Here is a 15,010-nt window from a genome sequence, read left to right on the forward strand (position 1 = left end):
GTCACCCCTGGGTGCTCACCCGCGAGTGATACCCGGGTATGACAACGGCCCGGCCCTCGAGAGGGCCGGGCCGCCGGAGCTGTCGGATTACTCCGCTTACTCCTCGCCGGTAGCCGCTTACTCCTCGCCGGTGGCCGCGCCGAGGTCGGCCGGCACCGCGTCGGGCACCGCGCTCGCCTTCTCGGCGCCGCGGAAGACCAGCTTGGACTTCTCCACGTTGGCCGGGTCGCCCTCGCAGTCCACCACGACGATCTGGCCGGGGCGCAGCTCGTTGAACAGGATCTGCTCGGACAGGGTGTCCTCCAGCTCACGCTGGATGGTGCGGCGCAGCGGCCGGGCACCCAGCACCGGGTCGAAGCCCTTCTTCGCGAGGTACTTCTTCGCGTTGTCGGTCAGCTCGAGGCCCATGTCCTTGTTCTTCAGCTGGGACTCGATGCGCGCGGTGAAGATGTCGACGATCTGCAAGATCTCCTGCTCGCGCAGCTGGTGGAAGACGATCGTGTCGTCGATGCGGTTGAGGAACTCCGGGCGGAAGTGCTGCTTCAGCTCGTCGTTGACCTTGACCTTCATCCGGTCGTAGTTGCTCTCGGTGTCCTCCGAGGCCTGGAAGCCCAGCGACACCGCCTTGGCCACGTCCCGGGTACCGAGGTTGGTGGTCAGGATGATGACGGTGTTCTTGAAGTCGACGATCCGGCCCTGGCCGTCGGTGAGCCGGCCGTCCTCCAGGATCTGCAGCAGCGTGTTGAAGACGTCCGGGTGGGCCTTCTCGATCTCGTCGAACAGCACCACGCTGAACGGCTTGCGCCGCACCTTCTCGGTCAGCTGGCCGCCCTCGTCGTAACCGACGTAGCCGGGCGGGGCACCGACCAGCCGGGACACGGTGTAGCGGTCGTGGAACTCAGACATGTCCAGCTGGATCAGCGCGTCCTCGGAGCCGAACAGGAACTCCGCCAGGGCCTTGGACAGCTCGGTCTTACCGACACCGGACGGGCCGGCGAAGATGAACGAGCCGGACGGCCGCTTCGGGTCCTTCAGACCGGCCCGGGTCCGCCGGATCGCCTTGGACACCGCCTTGACCGCGTCCTCCTGGCCGATGACCCGCTTGTGCAGCTCATCCTCCATGCGCAGCAGCCGGGAGGTCTCCTCCTCGGTGAGCTTGTAGACCGGAATACCGGTCCAGTTGCCCAGCACCTCGGCGATCTGCTCGTCGTCGACCTCGGACACCACGTCCAGGTCGCCGGCCTTCCACTCCTTCTCCCGCTGCGCCTTCTGGCCCAGCAGCTGCTTCTCCTTGTCGCGCAGCTGGGCGGCACGCTCGAAGTCCTGCGCGTCGATCGCGGACTCCTTGTCGCGGCGCACCTGGGCGATGCGCTCGTCGAAGTCACGCAGGTCTGGCGGCGCGGTCATCCGGCGGATGCGCATCCGGGCGCCGGCCTCGTCGATCAGGTCGATCGCCTTGTCCGGCAGGAACCGGTCGGAGATGTACCGGTCGGCCAGCGTCGCGGCGGCCACCAGGGCGGCGTCGGTGATGCTGATCCGGTGGTGCGCCTCGTAGCGGTCGCGGAGACCCTTGAGGATCTCGATGGTGTGCGCCAGCGACGGCTCGCCGACCTGGATCGGCTGGAAGCGGCGCTCGAGCGCGGCGTCCTTCTCCAGGTGCTTGCGGTACTCGTCCAGAGTGGTCGCGCCGATGGTCTGCAGCTCGCCGCGGGCCAGCATGGGCTTGAGGATCGAGGCGGCGTCGATGGCACCCTCGGCGGCGCCGGCGCCGACCAGGGTGTGGATCTCGTCGATGAACAGGATGATGTCACCGCGGGTGCGGATCTCCTTGAGCACCTTCTTCAGGCGCTCCTCGAAGTCACCGCGGTAACGGGAGCCGGCGACCAGCGCGCCCAGGTCGAGCGTGTAGAGCTGCTTGTCCTTCAGCGTCTCGGGGACCTCGCCCTTGACGATGGACTGGGACAGGCCCTCGACCACCGCGGTCTTGCCGACGCCCGGCTCGCCGATCAGCACGGGGTTGTTCTTGGTGCGGCGGGACAGCACCTGCATGACCCGCTCGATTTCCTTCTCCCGGCCGATGACCGGGTCGAGCTTGCCCTCCCGGGCGGCCTGGGTCAGGTTGCGCCCGAACTGGTCGAGGACCAGTGAGGTGGACGGCGCGGCCTCGCCGGTGGCGGTGCCCGCGGCGGCCGGCTCCTTGCCCTGGTAACCGGAGAGCAGCTGGATCACCTGCTGGCGAACCCGGTTCAGGTCGGCGCCGAGCTTGACCAGGACCTGGGCGGCGACGCCCTCGCCCTCGCGGATCAGGCCGAGCAGGATGTGCTCGGTACCGATGTAGTTGTGCCCCAGCTGCAGCGCCTCCCGCAGGGAGAGCTCCAGCACCTTCTTGGCCCGGGGCGTGAACGGGATGTGCCCGCTCGGCGCCTGCTGGCCCTGGCCGATGATCTCCTCGACCTGCTGACGGACGCCTTCCAGGGAGATGCCCAGGCTCTCCAGAGCCTTGGCAGCCACACCCTCACCCTCGTGGATCAAACCGAGCAGGATGTGCTCCGTGCCGATGTAGTTGTGGTTGAGCATCCGGGCCTCTTCTTGGGCCAGGACGACAACCCGTCGCGCTCGGTCGGTGAACCGCTCGAACATGCCCTCGTGCTCCTCACGTGCCGTGCGCCCATGAACTGGCGGGGCCAGCGCACGGGCATCGGTGATGCCCGTGCTGTAACTCTATCGCCGCCGGGAGGATCCGCTGGGCCCTCGCAGCCCCTCGGAACGATCCGCGACGTTGATTTAGCCAACTTCGCACGCTCAGCGGCTCTTCCCCCACCCGAACGTGTACGCGGACAGCGAAATCCCCACGGTCCACAGCCTGTGGACAACGCGCTAGCGCCTGTGGATAGTGCCTGTGGATAACGCTGTGGGAAGCACGAAGAGGGCGTACCGATGATCGGTACGCCCTCTTCGGGTCGGACTCAGGCCCGGCCGGGGCCCTTCGAGTGGTACTCGTCGACGATCTCCTGCGGGATACGCCCGCGGTCGGAGATGTCGTAACCGGCCTTCTTCGCCCACTCCCGGATCGCCTTGTTCTGCTCCCGGTCGGCCGCCGCGCCGCCGCGGCCACGCGCCGCGCGGCCGCCGACGACCACACCGCCACGGGCCACCTTGGTGCCGGCGCTCAGGTACGGAGCGAAGACCTCCCGCAATTCCGCGGCGTTCTTCTCCGATAGGTCGATCTCGTACTGAATACCGTCGAGAGCGAACTTCACAGTCTCGTCGGCTTCGGTGCCGTCGATGTCATCGACCAGCTTGTGAATGATCTGCTTGGCCACGCGCCGTTATCCTCCCGAACACAGGTTCTCTCCCACGCAATGGGAGAACAATAACGCCAGGGGGACATCGCCCGTCAATGGCGGGGCAGATTTATTGACGGGGGCTACTCCGCCCGGACCAACGGGAAGAGGATCGTTTCCCGAATGCCCAGGCCGGTGAGCGCCATCAACAGCCGGTCGATTCCCATTCCCATGCCACCGGTCGGCGGCATTCCGTACTCCATGGCGCGCAGGAAATCCTCGTCGAGCTGCATCGCCTCGGCATCGCCACCGGCCGCCAGCAGCGACTGGGCGTGCAGCCGTTCCCGCTGGACGACCGGGTCGACCAGTTCGGAATAGGCGGTGGCGAGCTCGAAACCGCCGACGTACAGGTCCCACTTCTCGGTCAGGCCGGGCGTCTCGCGGTGCGCGGCGGTCAGCGGCGCGGTCTCCTCGGGGTAGTCCCGGACGAACGTCGGCGCCTGCAGGGTGTGCTGCACCAGGTGCTCGAACAGCTCCTCGGCCAGCTTTCCGGCGCTCCACTTGGGGTCGACGCCGAGCTGGACCTTCTCCGCGTACCGCTGCAATTGGGCCAGGTCGGTCCGAATGGTGACCTCCTCGCCGAGCGCCTCGGAGATCGCGCCGAACAGGGTGATCTGCTTCCACTCGCCGCCGAGGTCGAGCTCGGTGCCGTCGTAGTGGGTGACCACGTGCGAGCCGGCGACCGCCTGCGCGGCCTCCTGAATCCACTCACGCACCTGGGCCTGCATCACGTTGTAGTCGGCATACGCCTGATACGCCTCGAGCATGGCGAACTCCGGAGAGTGCGTGGAGTCCATGCCCTCATTACGGAAGTTCCTGTTGATCTCGAAGACCCGATCGATCCCACCGACCACCGCGCGCTTCAAAAACAGTTCCGGAGCGATCCGCAGATAAAGATCGGTATCCAGCGCGTTGCTGTGCGTCACAAACGGGCGGGCCGCCGCGCCACCGTGCAGCAACTGCAACATCGGCGTTTCCACCTCGAGATAATTGCGGCGGAACAGCGACTCACGAAGACTACGCACCACGGTTGCCCGGGTACGCACGGTGTCCCTGGCCTGCGGCCGGACGATGAGATCGACATAACGCTGCCGCACCCGGGTTTCCTCGGAAAGCGGCTTGTGCGCGACCGGGAGCGGACGCAGCGCCTTGGCGCTCATCGACCACGAATCGGCGAGCACGGAGAGTTCACCGCGGCGGCTGGTGATCACCTCGCCGGTGACCGCGACCAGGTCGCCGAGGTCGACCAGGCGCTTCCAGTCCTCCAGCGCCTCGGCGCCGACCCGGTCCAGGGAGAGCATCGCCTGCAACTCGGTCCCGTCCCCCTCGCGCAGGGTCACGAAGCAGAGCTTGCCGCCGTTCCGGATGAAGATCACCCGGCCGGTGACGCTCACCTGGTCACCGGTGGCGGTGTCGGTCGGCAGCTCCGCGTACTGCGCGCGGATCTGGGCCAGGGTGATCGTCCGGGGCACGGTGACCGGGTAGGGCGCGACGCCCTTGGCCAGCAACTGGTCCCGCTTCGCCCGGCGGACCTTCATCTGCTCGGGTAGGTCGTCGGCGGGATCGGTCACTGGCACGTTCTGCTCGGTCACGGCACGGTCTTCCTGTGTAGTGGGGGTTCGTCGGGACCTGGAAAGCCTACTCAGCCCGGTTCAGACGTTCCGCTCATATACCATCCGGAGCCCGATCAGCGTGATCATCGGCTCGTGGGCGGTCAGCGTGTGGCACTCGTCTTTCACCAGCCAGGCCAGACCACCGGTGGCGATCACCGCGCGGACCGGGCCGATCTCCTCGATCATCCGCTCGACGATCCGGTCCACCTGGCCGCCGAAGCCGTAGTAGAGCCCGGCCTGCAGGCACTCCACGGTGTTCTTGCCGATCACCGAGCGCGGCTTGGTGGGCTCCACCTTGCGCAGCTGGGCGGCGCGGGCGGCGAGCGCGTCGAAGGAGATCTCGATGCCCGGGGCGAACGCGCCGCCGAGGAACTCGCCTTTCGCGCTGATCAGGTCGAAGTTGGTGGTGGTGCCGAAGTCCACCACGATCGACGGTCCGCCGTAGAGGGCGTGCGCGGCCAGCGTGTTCACCACCCGGTCGGCGCCCACCTCCTTCGGATTGTCGATGGCCAGCTGCACCCCGGTCTTCACGCCCGGCTCGACGATCACGCTGGGCACGTCGCCGTAGTACCGCTTGAGCATCGTGCGCAGGTTGCGCAGCGCGGCCGGCACCGTGGAGCAGGCGGCCACCCCGGTGATCTCGACGGCGTCGCCGGCCAGCAGGCCGCGGAACATCAGCCCGAGCTCGTCCGCTGTCGAGGCGGCGTCGGTCTTGATCCGCCAGTTGTGCACCAGCTTGTCGCCGTCGAAGGTGGCCAGCACGGTGTTGGTGTTGCCGATGTCAATGCAAAGCAGCACGGATGCCCCTAAGAATCAAAATCAAGACGCTTATTTGTACGCGTCACAGCTCCCGTGCTCGCTCAGCGGGGCCGGACCGCGCTCGCTTCGACCGAGCTCTCGCCTCAGCGCGGCCGCAGGTCCAGCGCGATGTCCAGGATCGGCGACGAGTGGGTCAGCCCGCCCACCGACAGGTAGTCCACCCCGGTCGCCGCGTAGGCCGCCGCGGTGGCCAGCGTCAGGTTCCCGGTCGCCTCCAGCTCGGCCCGCCCGCCGATCGCCGCCACCACCTCGGTGAGCAGCTCCGGCGTCATGTTGTCGCAGAGCAGGAAGGTGGCGCCGGCCGCCGCCGCCTCCCGCGCCTCGGCCAGCGTGGTCACCTCGACCTGCACCGCCACGTCCGGGAAGGTCTCCCGGACCAGCCGGTACGCGGCGGTGATGCTGCCGGCCGCCAGCTTGTGGTTGTCCTTGATCATGGCGACGTCGTACAGGCCCATCCGCTTGTTGGTGCCGCCGCCGACCCGGACCGCGTACTTCTCCAGCGACCGCAGGCCGGGCGTGGTCTTGCGGGTGTCCAGCACCGTCGCCTTGCTGCCGGCGAGCTGGTCGGCCCATTTCCGGGTGTGGCTGGCCACCCCGGACATCCGGCTGATCAGGTTCAGCGCGGTGCGCTCGGCGGTGAGCAGCGCCCGGGTCGGCCCGGTCACCACGGCCAGCACCTCACCCCGGGTCACCCGGTCGCCCTCGCCGACGATCTGCCGGAACTCGGCGTGCCCCTGCGAGGTGACGGCGAAGACCTCGGCGGCCACCGGCAGGCCGGCCACCACGCCGTCGGCCCGGGCCACCAGCTCGGCGGTGTCCACCTGCTCGGCCGGGATGGTGGCCTCGCTGGTCACGTCGCGGGGCGGGGTACCGAGGTCCTCGGTCAGCGCGGTGAGCACGATCCGCTGGACCTCCGCGAAGTCCAACCCGAAGTCGATCACGCTGTGCCCCCTTCGGCGTGCTCTCCTGGCCCTTGCTTCGCTGCGGTGCAGTCGATCACGCCATCTCCTGGAAGTCTTGGGTCATGCCGCCGTCGGCGGCGATCGAGTTCAGCAGGTGCCCGCGCCACTCGTCGGCAGCGGTCGGGTAGTCCTCGCGCCAGTGGCAGCCGCGGGTCTCCCGGCGGCTGCGCGCCGACGCCACCAGCGCGGCGGAGACGGTGAGCAGGTTCGTCGCCTCCCACGCCGCGGTGTTCGGCGTGGAGCGGGACTCGGCCAGCCGGGACAGCTCCTTGCCGGCGGTGTCCAGCGAGTCGGCCGAGCGCAGCACCCCGGCGCCGCGGGTCATGGCCCGCTGCACCTCCGGCCGGATCGCCGGGTCGGCCACCCAGGCCGGTGTCATGTTCATCCGCACCGGCTCGGCCTGGGCCGGCAGGTCACGGCCGATGTCGTCGGCGATCCGCTTGGCGAAGACCAGGCCCTCCAGCAGCGAGTTGCTGGCCAGCCGGTTGGCGCCGTGCACGCCGGTGCAGGCCACCTCGCCGCAGGCGTACAGGCCCGGGATGGTGGTGCGGCCGTGCAGGTCGGTACGGACCCCGCCGGAGGCGTAGTGCGCGGCCGGCGCGACCGGGATCAGCTCGGTCGCCGGGTCCACCCCGGCACCGCGGGTGGAGGCCATGATGGTCGGGAAGCGGTGCTCCAGGAACTCCTTGCCGAGGTGCCGGGCGTCCAGGTAGACGTGGTCCGCGCCGGTGGCCCGCAGCACCCGGTAGATGCCCTTGGCGACCACGTCGCGGGGGGCCAGCTCGGCCAGCTCGTGCTGCCCGACCATAAACCGCTCGCCGTTCTCGTCCACCAGGTGGGCGCCCTCGCCGCGCAGCGCCTCGGAGATCAGCGGCCGCTGCACCGAGTTCAGCCCCGAGGTGACGAAGGAGGTCGGGTGGAACTGGACGAACTCCACGTCGGTCACCTCGGCGCCGGCCCGCAGCGCGAGCGCTACGCCGTCGCCGGTGGAGACCGACGGGTTCGTGGTGGACGAGAAGATCTGCCCCATCCCGCCGGTGGCCAGGACCACCGCGCGGGCCAGCACGGCACCCACCCCGTCCTCCGAGCCCTCGCCCAGCACGTGCAGGGTGATCCCGCAGGCCCGGCCGTCGGCGGCGCGCAGCAGGTCCAGCACCAGGGCGTGCTCGACCAGCCGGATCCACGGGTCGCGGCGGACCGCGGCGTGCAGGGCACGCTGCACCTCGGCGCCGGTGGCGTCGCCGCCGGCGTGCACGATCCGATCCGCCCGGTGGCCGCCCTCGCGGGTCAGCATCAGCGAGCCGTCCGGGTTCCGGTCGAACTCGGCACCCCGGCGGATCAGCTCACGGACCCGGGCCGGACCCTCCTCGACCAGGGCTTTCACCGCTGCGGGGTCGCACAGCCCGACGCCGGCGATCTCGGTGTCGTAGGCGTGCGCCTGTGGCGAGTCGAGCGGGTCGAGCACCGCGGCGATCCCGCCCTGCGCCCAGCGCGTGGAGCCGTCGTCGATGTTGACCTTGGTGACCACCGTGACGTGCAGGCCCTGCTCGCGCAGGTGCAGTGCGGCGGTGAGCCCGGCGATGCCGGAACCGACCACCACCACGTCGGTGGTCTCGGTCCAGCCCGGCTCGGCGGCGGCGAGCCGGCGCGGCAGGGCCGGCAGATCCGCGAGAGGTGACATGTGGTCAGTACACTCCGCCCCCGCGCACCCGTCACGCCGGGGGCACCATCAGTGGTCACCGTTACTTGTACTGGACCGGCAGCGCCTTGGTCCCCTTGCCCTTCAGGGTCGAGGTCAGCTCGGCGCCGTCCAGCCAGAGATAGCAGCGCACGCCGCGGTCGCCCTGCGCCCAGACGTCGGTGTTGCCCGGCAGCGAGACCACGCCGGTGCGGTACTGCAGGTTCTTGTCGTCCGGCACGCCGGTGTACCCGGACACCACGGTCCGGCAGCCGTCGTGGAACTCCTCCCAGGCCGTGTCGCCCTTGGGGTACGACGCGTCGGCCGGCGCGTCCCAGACGCCGGCGAACTCGGCGTTGTGCGTGGCGGTGCAGGCCGCCGGCGGCATGGTGTCGATCGCGCCGCCGTCGTCCAGCTTGATCGCGTAACAGCCGAGCCGCAGGCCGGAGTCGGTCGCCAGGGCCCCGCGCAGGCTGCCCTGCCGCTCCACCAGCGCCCCGTTGTCCTCGATCGAGTCGAGTTCCACCACGTCGCAGCGGAACCAGCGGGAACCACCGGTCCAGGCCGCCGGGGACGGATGGGTGACGCCGATCCAGAGGCGGCCGGTACGCCACGGGGCACCGACGTACGCGGTCGTCTTCTCGTCGCAGGTGTGATACGCCGCGCGTGCCCCGGCCGAGTTCTCCGACGGCGGCTGCTCGGCGTCCGCTGCCGTCCCGGTGTAGGTGCCCACGAAGACCGTCTCGGTGCGGTGCCGCACCGTACAGTCCACTTCCTCGTAGGTGGCGCGCGGCCCGGTCGCCGCGAAGTTGGCCAGGTGGCAGGTGTCGGCCATCGGTTCGAAACCGGTCGCCGGGGCCATCGCGCCCCAGTCGTTGGTGAGGTTGCCGTCGACGTCTCCGGGGTTCCCGCACCCGGCCGCGACGAGCAGCATCACACCCAGCGTGGCTGCCAGGTCGAAGCCGAGGCCCGGGCCCGGTCGGGCACGCCAGTGTCGCATGAAGGACCCTCCCACACGCCGCCGATGTCCGATTTATCGATCATATGGTGATCGGACCGGTTCATCGGCGGCGTTCGGGAAAGTCACCCTAAGATCAACGGGCGGACAGGGTGAGATCCCCCCGGACCAGGTCATCGGCCATGCCCGCGACCGCCTCGGCCGGGTCCGCGCCCAGCTCGATCACCCGGTTGTCGGCGTCCACGTGCACCACCCGCGGCTGGTACTCGCGCGCCTCGGCGTTGTCCATCTGGCCGTAGGAGATCAGGATGACCAGGTCGCCCGGGTGCACCAGGTGGGCGGCGGCACCGTTGATGCCGATCACGCCGCTGCCCCGCTCGCCCGGGATCACGTAGGTCTCCAGCCGCGCCCCGTTCGTCACGTCGACGATCGCCACCTGCTCGCCGGGCAACAGGTCGGCGGCCTCCATCAGGTCGAGGTCGACGGTCACCGAGCCGACGTAATGCAGGTCGGCCTGCGTCACGGTGGCCCGGTGGATCTTCGACTTCAGCATGGTGCGGAGCATCAGGCTTCCTTCCGGAGAACGATCGGGACGTTGTCGATCAGACGGGTGGCGCCGACCTTGGCGGCCACCAGCAGGCGAGCCGGGCCGTCATCCGGGACGACGCCCAAATCCGGACCGGTCAGTTCGAGGTAGTCGACGCGTACGCCAGGCTCGTCCGCCAGAATCTTCCCGGCGGCGGCCAGGATCGCGGTGGGATCGGCGTGCGTCGCGCCCTCGCGCAACGCGCGAGACAGGGCCAGAGCGGACTTCCGCTGTTCCGGCGAGAGGTACCGGTTGCGGCTGCTGAGCGCCAGACCGTCGATTTCCCGTACGGTCGGCACGCCCACGATCTCGACGCCCAGCTCCAGGTCCACCACCATCCGGCGGATCAGGGCGAGCTGCTGGAAGTCCTTCTCCCCGAAGTAGGCGACGTCCGCGCGGGTGAGGCGGAGCAGCTTCGCCACCACGGTGAGCATCCCGGAGAAGTGGCCGGGCCGGCTCGCGCCCTCCAGGATCCCGCCGAGCGCACCCGGGTTCATCGTGATCGACGGCGCGCCGCCCGGGTACACGTCGTCGCGGCCCGGCGCGAAGACCACTGCGGCACCCTCGGCGCGGCACGCCTCGAGGTCGGCGTCCAGGGTCCGCGGGTACTTGTCGAAGTCCTCGGCCGGCCCGAACTGCAGCGGGTTCACGAAGATCGTCACGACCACGAACGGCGAGCGCTCGCGGGCCACCCGGATCAGCCGCCGGTGCCCCTCGTGCAGCGCGCCCATGGTCATCACGACAGCGATCTCCGCCGGCCCGGCTCGCTCCGCCAGGGCGGCGGCCAGCTCGTCGCGGGTGTGTACCACCTGGGTCACGCTGGGCTCCCAACCGTGCTCTCGGCGCCGTTGCCGGCACCAGTGACATGTGTGCCGGCCTCACCGCGGGCGTCGAACAGGACCGCGAGCAGGGCCGCGGCGTCCTGCGGGCGCAGGCGCCCGGCCGCGAGCGCGCGGTCCGCCGTCCGCCGGGCCAGGGCGAGGTACGCCGGGACGGCCCGCGCCGGCATCCGCTCCAGGTGCTTGGCCACCGTGCCGGCGTCGCCCCGGGAGACCGGCCCGGTCAGCGCGGCGTCGCCCATCCGCAGCGCGTTGTCCAGCGCCGCGGTCAGCAGCGGAGCGAGCACCCGGGAAGGCTCCTCGACTCCGGCCGCACGCAGCGTGTCGGCCGCCTCGTTGACCAGGGTGACCAGGTGGTTGGCGCCGTGCGCGAGAGCCGCGTGATAGACCGGCCGGGCCTCCTCGGCGATCCACTCCGGCGCGCCGCCCAGGTCGGCGATCAGCCGGGTGGCGAACGCGCGGTCCCGGGTGGTCACCCCCCAGGCGATGCCGGGCAGCCGGTCCAGGTCGGTGTCCGCGCCGGTGAAGGTCATCGCGGGATGCAGGGCCATGCCGTTCACATCGCCCAGCACGTCCAATCCGTGAGCCCCGGAGGTGTGCGCCACGATCTGCCCCGGCCGCAGCGCCCCGGTGCGGTTCAGCCCGGCGACCACGCCGGCCAGCGCGTCATCCGGCACGGCGAGCAGCAGAAGATCGGTGGCGGCCCGGGCGACCTCGTCAGCCGGCAGGACGGCGGCCTCCGGCAGCAGGCGCGCGGCCCGCTCCCGCGACGCCGTGGAGACGGCGGCGACGGCGACCACCCGGTGCCCGGCCCGGCGCAACGCCGCACCCAGCACGGCGCCCACCCGCCCGGCGCCGACAACGCCGACGGTCAATACGTTCATCAGATCCAGTCCTCATGTCGGGGTACCGGTCGAGCGCCAGTATGCGCCGTCTTAACACGCCCGTAGCAACCGCCTGTGAACAACCGCACCGGCGACTCCTCCCCGTTCGGCGGAGGGGTCGGGGCGCTGAGGGCGTGGGGTGGGCTGCGTCCCAGATCACGTCCGGGGTCGCGGGGGTGCTGGTTATCCACAGGTGGGGCTTGTCCACAGGGCTTCGCCTTCGATCACGCGAATCCCGCCAGACTGTCTTGCGGGGGCTCCCCCTGGGATAGGGCGGGCTCTGACGTGGGCCGGGGACGATCGGCCGCGACTCGCGGCTCGCGGAGGGCGATCGGCCGCCACCCACGGCCCGCACAGGACGACCAGCCACCACCCACGGCCCGCACAGAACAACCGGCCACCACCCACGGCCCGCACAGAACAACCGGCCACCACCCACGGCCCGCACAAGACGACCAGCCACCACCCACGGCCCGCACAGAACAACCGGCCACCACCCACGGCCCGCACAAGACGACCAGCCACCACCCACGGCCCGCACAAGACGACCAGCCACCACCCACGGCCCGCACAGAACAACCGGCCACCACCCACGGCCCGCACAGAACAACCGGCCACCACCCACGGCCCGCACAGAACAACCGGCCACCACCCACGGCCCGCACAGAACAACCGGCCACCACCCACGGCCCGCACAGAACAACCGGCCACCACCCACGGCCCGCACAGAACAACCGGCCACCACCCACGGCCCGCACAGAACAACCGGCCACCACCCACGGCCCGCACAGAACAACCGGCCACCACCCACGGCCCGCACAGAACAACCGGCCACCACCCACGGCCCGCACAGAACAACCGGCCACCACCCACGGCCCGCACAAGACGACCAGCCACCACCCACGGCCCGCGGATGGGCGTGGGTCTGCTCGGCGGGGCGGGCTTAGGCTGGCGGCGTGGTGGGGATCGGGTGGCGGCTGGCCATGCAGGCCGCGCTCTACGGGGCGGACGGGTTCTTCGTACGGCAGCGGTCCGGGCCCGCCGATCACTTTCGGACGAGCGTGCACGCGTCGCCGCTGTTTGCCCGGGCGTTGGTGGGGCTTGTGGAGCGGGTGGACGCGGCGCTGGGGCGGCCGGCCGCGTTCGATCTGGTGGACGTCGGGGCCGGGCGCGGGGAGTTGCTCAGCGCGGTGTGCGCGATGCTGCCCGGCGAGCTGGCGGGGCGGGTCCGGCCGGTGGCGGTGGAGATGGCTCCCCGGCCCGCTGGGCTGAGTCCGGCGATCCGGTGGCGGCGGGCGGTGCCGGAGGTGGTGACCGGGCTGCTGGTCGCGACCGAGTGGCTGGACAACGTGCCGCTCGACGTGGTCGAGACCGACGAGGCCGGGCGGCTGCGGAAGGTGCTGGTCGATCGGCACACCGGTGCCGAGACGCTGGGTGGCGCCGCCGATCCGGCCGAGGTGTTCTGGTCGGCTCGGTGGTGGCCGGGGCCGGGGCGGGTGGAGATCGGGGCGCCGCGGGACGCCGCCTGGGCGGAGGCGGTGAGCCGGGTGCGGCGGGGTGCGGCGTTGTGTGTCGATTACGGGCATCGGCGTGCGGAGCGGCCACCGTTCGGGAGTCTGACCGGGTTCCGGGAAGGGCGGCAGGTCGCGCCGGTTCCGGACGGGAGCTGCGACGTGACGGCGCACGTCGCCATCGACGCGGTCGCCAGTGCCAGCGGCCTGGCGTACGAAATGGTCCGCCAGCGTGCCGCCCTGCAAGCGCTCGGAGTCAGCGGCGCGCGACCACCGCTCGCCCTGGCCGGCAGCGATCCGGCGGCCTACCTGCGGGCCCTGTCCGCGGCCGGTGCCGCCGCCGAGCTCACCTCGTCGACCGGCCTGGGCGATCACTGGTGGCTCTGGCATCCGATCGGCATCGACCTGCCACTGATCTGAGCGGTCCGCCCGCGGAACGGACTCACCAGCGGCGCGGGCGGAACACGCGCTGCGGTCCGCGGTTGCCAGCGCCCCGCGCCGCACCCACAGATCACCGGAACGCGCGTTGCGGTCCGGGGCGGCCAGGACTGGTGCGCGCCCGGCCACGGCGGTCGGGTGGTACCCGTACCGAAAGGATCTGGGGTGTGGACGGGCCTGACGGGGCCGGAGCCGGGAGCTGACGGCGTGCGACGATGCGGGGGTGACGGACGCGCTGCGCGAGATGACCGTGGGGACCGGGGCCGGGCTCGAGACGGCGGACATGGTGCTGAACATCGGGCCGCAGCATCCGTCGACGCACGGGGTGTTGCGGCTCAAGCTGACCCTGGACGGGGAGCGGGTGGTCGCCTGCGAGCCGGTCGTCGGGTACATGCACCGGGGCGCCGAGAAGCTGTTCGAGGTGCGCGACTACCGGCAGATCATCATGCTGGCGAACCGGCACGACTGGCTGTCCGCGTTCTCCAACGAGCTGGGCGTGGTGCTCGCTGTCGAGCGGCTGATGGGTATCGAGGTGCCGGAGCGGGCGGTCTGGCTGCGGATGGCCCTCGCCGAGCTGAACCGGGTGCTGAACCACCTGATGTTCCTCGGTTCCTACCCGCTGGAGATCGGCGCGATCACGCCGATGTTCTACGCGTTCCGGGAGCGGGAGACGCTGCAGGCGGTGATGGAGGAGGTCTCCGGCGGGCGGATCCACTACATGTTCAACCGGGTCGGCGGGCTGAAGGAAGAGGTCCCGGCCGGTTGGACGAAGCGGGCCCGGCAGGCGGTCGGCGCGGTCCGGCGGCGGATGCCCGACCTGGCCAACGTGATCCACAAGAACGACATCTTCCTGGCGCGCACGGTCGGGGTCGGCGTGCTGCCGGCGGCTGACGCCGCCGCGTTCGGGGCCTCCGGTCCGGTGGCGCGGGCCAGCGGTCTGGACTTCGACGTACGCCGTGACGAGCCCTACCTGTTCTACGACCAGCTCGACGTGCCGGTGGTGACCCGGACCGCCGGAGACTGTCACGCGCGGTTCGAGGTGCTGCTGGAGCAGGTGTACGTGTCGCTCGACCTGGTCGAGCAGTGCCTGGACCGGGTGGAGCGGATCGGCGGGCCGGTCAACGTGCGGCTGCCCAAGGTGGTGAAGGCACCGGAGGGGCACACCTACGCGTGGACCGAGAACCCGCTCGGGGTGAACGGGTACTACCTGGTGTCCCGCGGGGAGAAGACGCCGTGGCGGTTGAAGCTGCGGACGGCGTCGTACGCGAACGTGCAGGCGCTGGCGACGCTGATCCCCGGGTGCCTGGTACCGGACCTGATCGCGATCCTGGGGTCGATGTTCTTCGTGGTCGGCGACATCGACAAGTGACCCGTGCCG

At 70.6% G+C, this 15,010-nt stretch carries 12 protein-coding genes; 2 read left to right on the forward strand and 10 right to left on the reverse strand.

The genetic code is table 11. The features are described 5' to 3' along the window. Positions 1 to 117 precede the first annotated feature (117 nt). From Actob_RS41955 to Actob_RS42000, 10 genes are all read right to left on the reverse strand, one after another. Positions 118 to 2,640, reverse strand: coding sequence for an ATP-dependent Clp protease ATP-binding subunit (locus Actob_RS41955; protein ID WP_284917513.1), 2,523 nt, complete (start codon positions 2,638 to 2,640; stop codon positions 118 to 120). Between the two features lie 326 nt (positions 2,641 to 2,966). Continuing rightward, entirely contained in the window at positions 2,967 to 3,323 is a 357-nt protein-coding gene (locus tag Actob_RS41960; RefSeq protein ID WP_185038159.1) for a histone-like nucleoid-structuring protein Lsr2, read from the reverse strand. 104 nt (positions 3,324 to 3,427) lie between these two features. Continuing rightward, complete coding sequence (gene lysS, locus Actob_RS41965; protein ID WP_284917514.1) at positions 3,428 to 4,936, reverse strand: lysine--tRNA ligase; 1,509 nt, start codon at positions 4,934 to 4,936, stop codon at positions 3,428 to 3,430. Between the two features lie 60 nt (positions 4,937 to 4,996). After that, positions 4,997 to 5,755, reverse strand: a complete 759-nt coding sequence (locus Actob_RS41970; protein ID WP_284917515.1) for a type III pantothenate kinase — start codon at positions 5,753 to 5,755, stop codon at positions 4,997 to 4,999. A gap of 104 nt (positions 5,756 to 5,859) precedes the next feature. After that, complete coding sequence (gene nadC / locus Actob_RS41975; protein WP_284917516.1) at positions 5,860 to 6,717, reverse strand: carboxylating nicotinate-nucleotide diphosphorylase; 858 nt, start codon at positions 6,715 to 6,717, stop codon at positions 5,860 to 5,862. A 55-nt stretch (positions 6,718 to 6,772) separates the two neighbouring features. Continuing rightward, positions 6,773 to 8,419 carry an L-aspartate oxidase gene (locus Actob_RS41980; RefSeq protein ID WP_284917517.1) on the reverse strand — a complete coding sequence of 549 codons (1,647 nt, stop codon included), beginning with the start codon at positions 8,417 to 8,419 and terminating at the stop codon, positions 6,773 to 6,775. Between the two features lie 61 nt (positions 8,420 to 8,480). Next, complete coding sequence (locus tag Actob_RS41985) at positions 8,481 to 9,416, reverse strand: septum formation family protein (protein ID WP_284917518.1); 936 nt, start codon at positions 9,414 to 9,416, stop codon at positions 8,481 to 8,483. Between the two features lie 94 nt (positions 9,417 to 9,510). Beyond that, on the reverse strand, positions 9,511 to 9,939 hold the full coding sequence (gene panD, locus Actob_RS41990; RefSeq protein WP_284917519.1) for an aspartate 1-decarboxylase: 429 nt from the start codon (positions 9,937 to 9,939) through the stop codon (positions 9,511 to 9,513). After that, on the reverse strand, positions 9,939 to 10,778 hold the full coding sequence (gene panC / locus Actob_RS41995; protein ID WP_284917520.1) for a pantoate--beta-alanine ligase: 840 nt from the start codon (positions 10,776 to 10,778) through the stop codon (positions 9,939 to 9,941). Before panC ends, panD begins: the two co-directional genes overlap by 1 nt. After that, positions 10,775 to 11,683 carry a Rossmann-like and DUF2520 domain-containing protein gene (locus Actob_RS42000; protein ID WP_284917521.1) on the reverse strand — a complete coding sequence of 303 codons (909 nt, stop codon included), beginning with the start codon at positions 11,681 to 11,683 and terminating at the stop codon, positions 10,775 to 10,777. Before Actob_RS42000 ends, panC begins: the two co-directional genes overlap by 4 nt. A 959-nt stretch (positions 11,684 to 12,642) precedes the next feature. Here Actob_RS42000 and Actob_RS42005 point away from each other — a divergent pair. Both Actob_RS42005 and Actob_RS42010 read left to right on the forward strand, forming a co-directional pair. Continuing rightward, positions 12,643 to 13,614, forward strand: coding sequence for an SAM-dependent methyltransferase (locus tag Actob_RS42005; protein ID WP_284922513.1), 972 nt, complete (start codon positions 12,643 to 12,645; stop codon positions 13,612 to 13,614). Between the two features lie 262 nt (positions 13,615 to 13,876). Then, positions 13,877 to 15,001: an NADH-quinone oxidoreductase subunit D gene (locus Actob_RS42010; RefSeq protein WP_284922514.1), complete on the forward strand. Its 1,125-nt coding sequence runs from the start codon at positions 13,877 to 13,879 to the stop codon at positions 14,999 to 15,001. The last annotated feature ends 9 nt before the right edge of the window (positions 15,002 to 15,010 follow it).

Origin of the sequence: Actinoplanes oblitus, from assembly GCF_030252345.1 — a bacterium.
Classification (GTDB): Bacteria; Actinomycetota; Actinomycetes; order Mycobacteriales; family Micromonosporaceae; genus Actinoplanes; species Actinoplanes oblitus.

Excerpts from the sequence above, each read along its gene's own strand:
- Actob_RS42010 (WP_284922514.1), top strand. The coding sequence starts at position 13,877 with ATGACCGTGGGGACCGGGGCCGGGCTCGAGACGGCGGACATGGTGCTG.
- Actob_RS41980 (WP_284917517.1), bottom strand. The coding sequence starts at position 8,419 with ATGTCACCTCTCGCGGATCTGCCGGCCCTGCCGCGCCGGCTCGCCGCC.
- panD (WP_284917519.1), bottom strand. The coding sequence starts at position 9,939 with ATGCTCCGCACCATGCTGAAGTCGAAGATCCACCGGGCCACCGTGACG.
- Actob_RS41985 (WP_284917518.1), bottom strand. The coding sequence starts at position 9,416 with ATGCGACACTGGCGTGCCCGACCGGGCCCGGGCCTCGGCTTCGACCTG.
- Actob_RS42000 (WP_284917521.1), bottom strand. The coding sequence starts at position 11,683 with ATGAACGTATTGACCGTCGGCGTTGTCGGCGCCGGGCGGGTGGGCGCC.
- Actob_RS41955 (WP_284917513.1), bottom strand. The coding sequence starts at position 2,640 with ATGTTCGAGCGGTTCACCGACCGAGCGCGACGGGTTGTCGTCCTGGCC.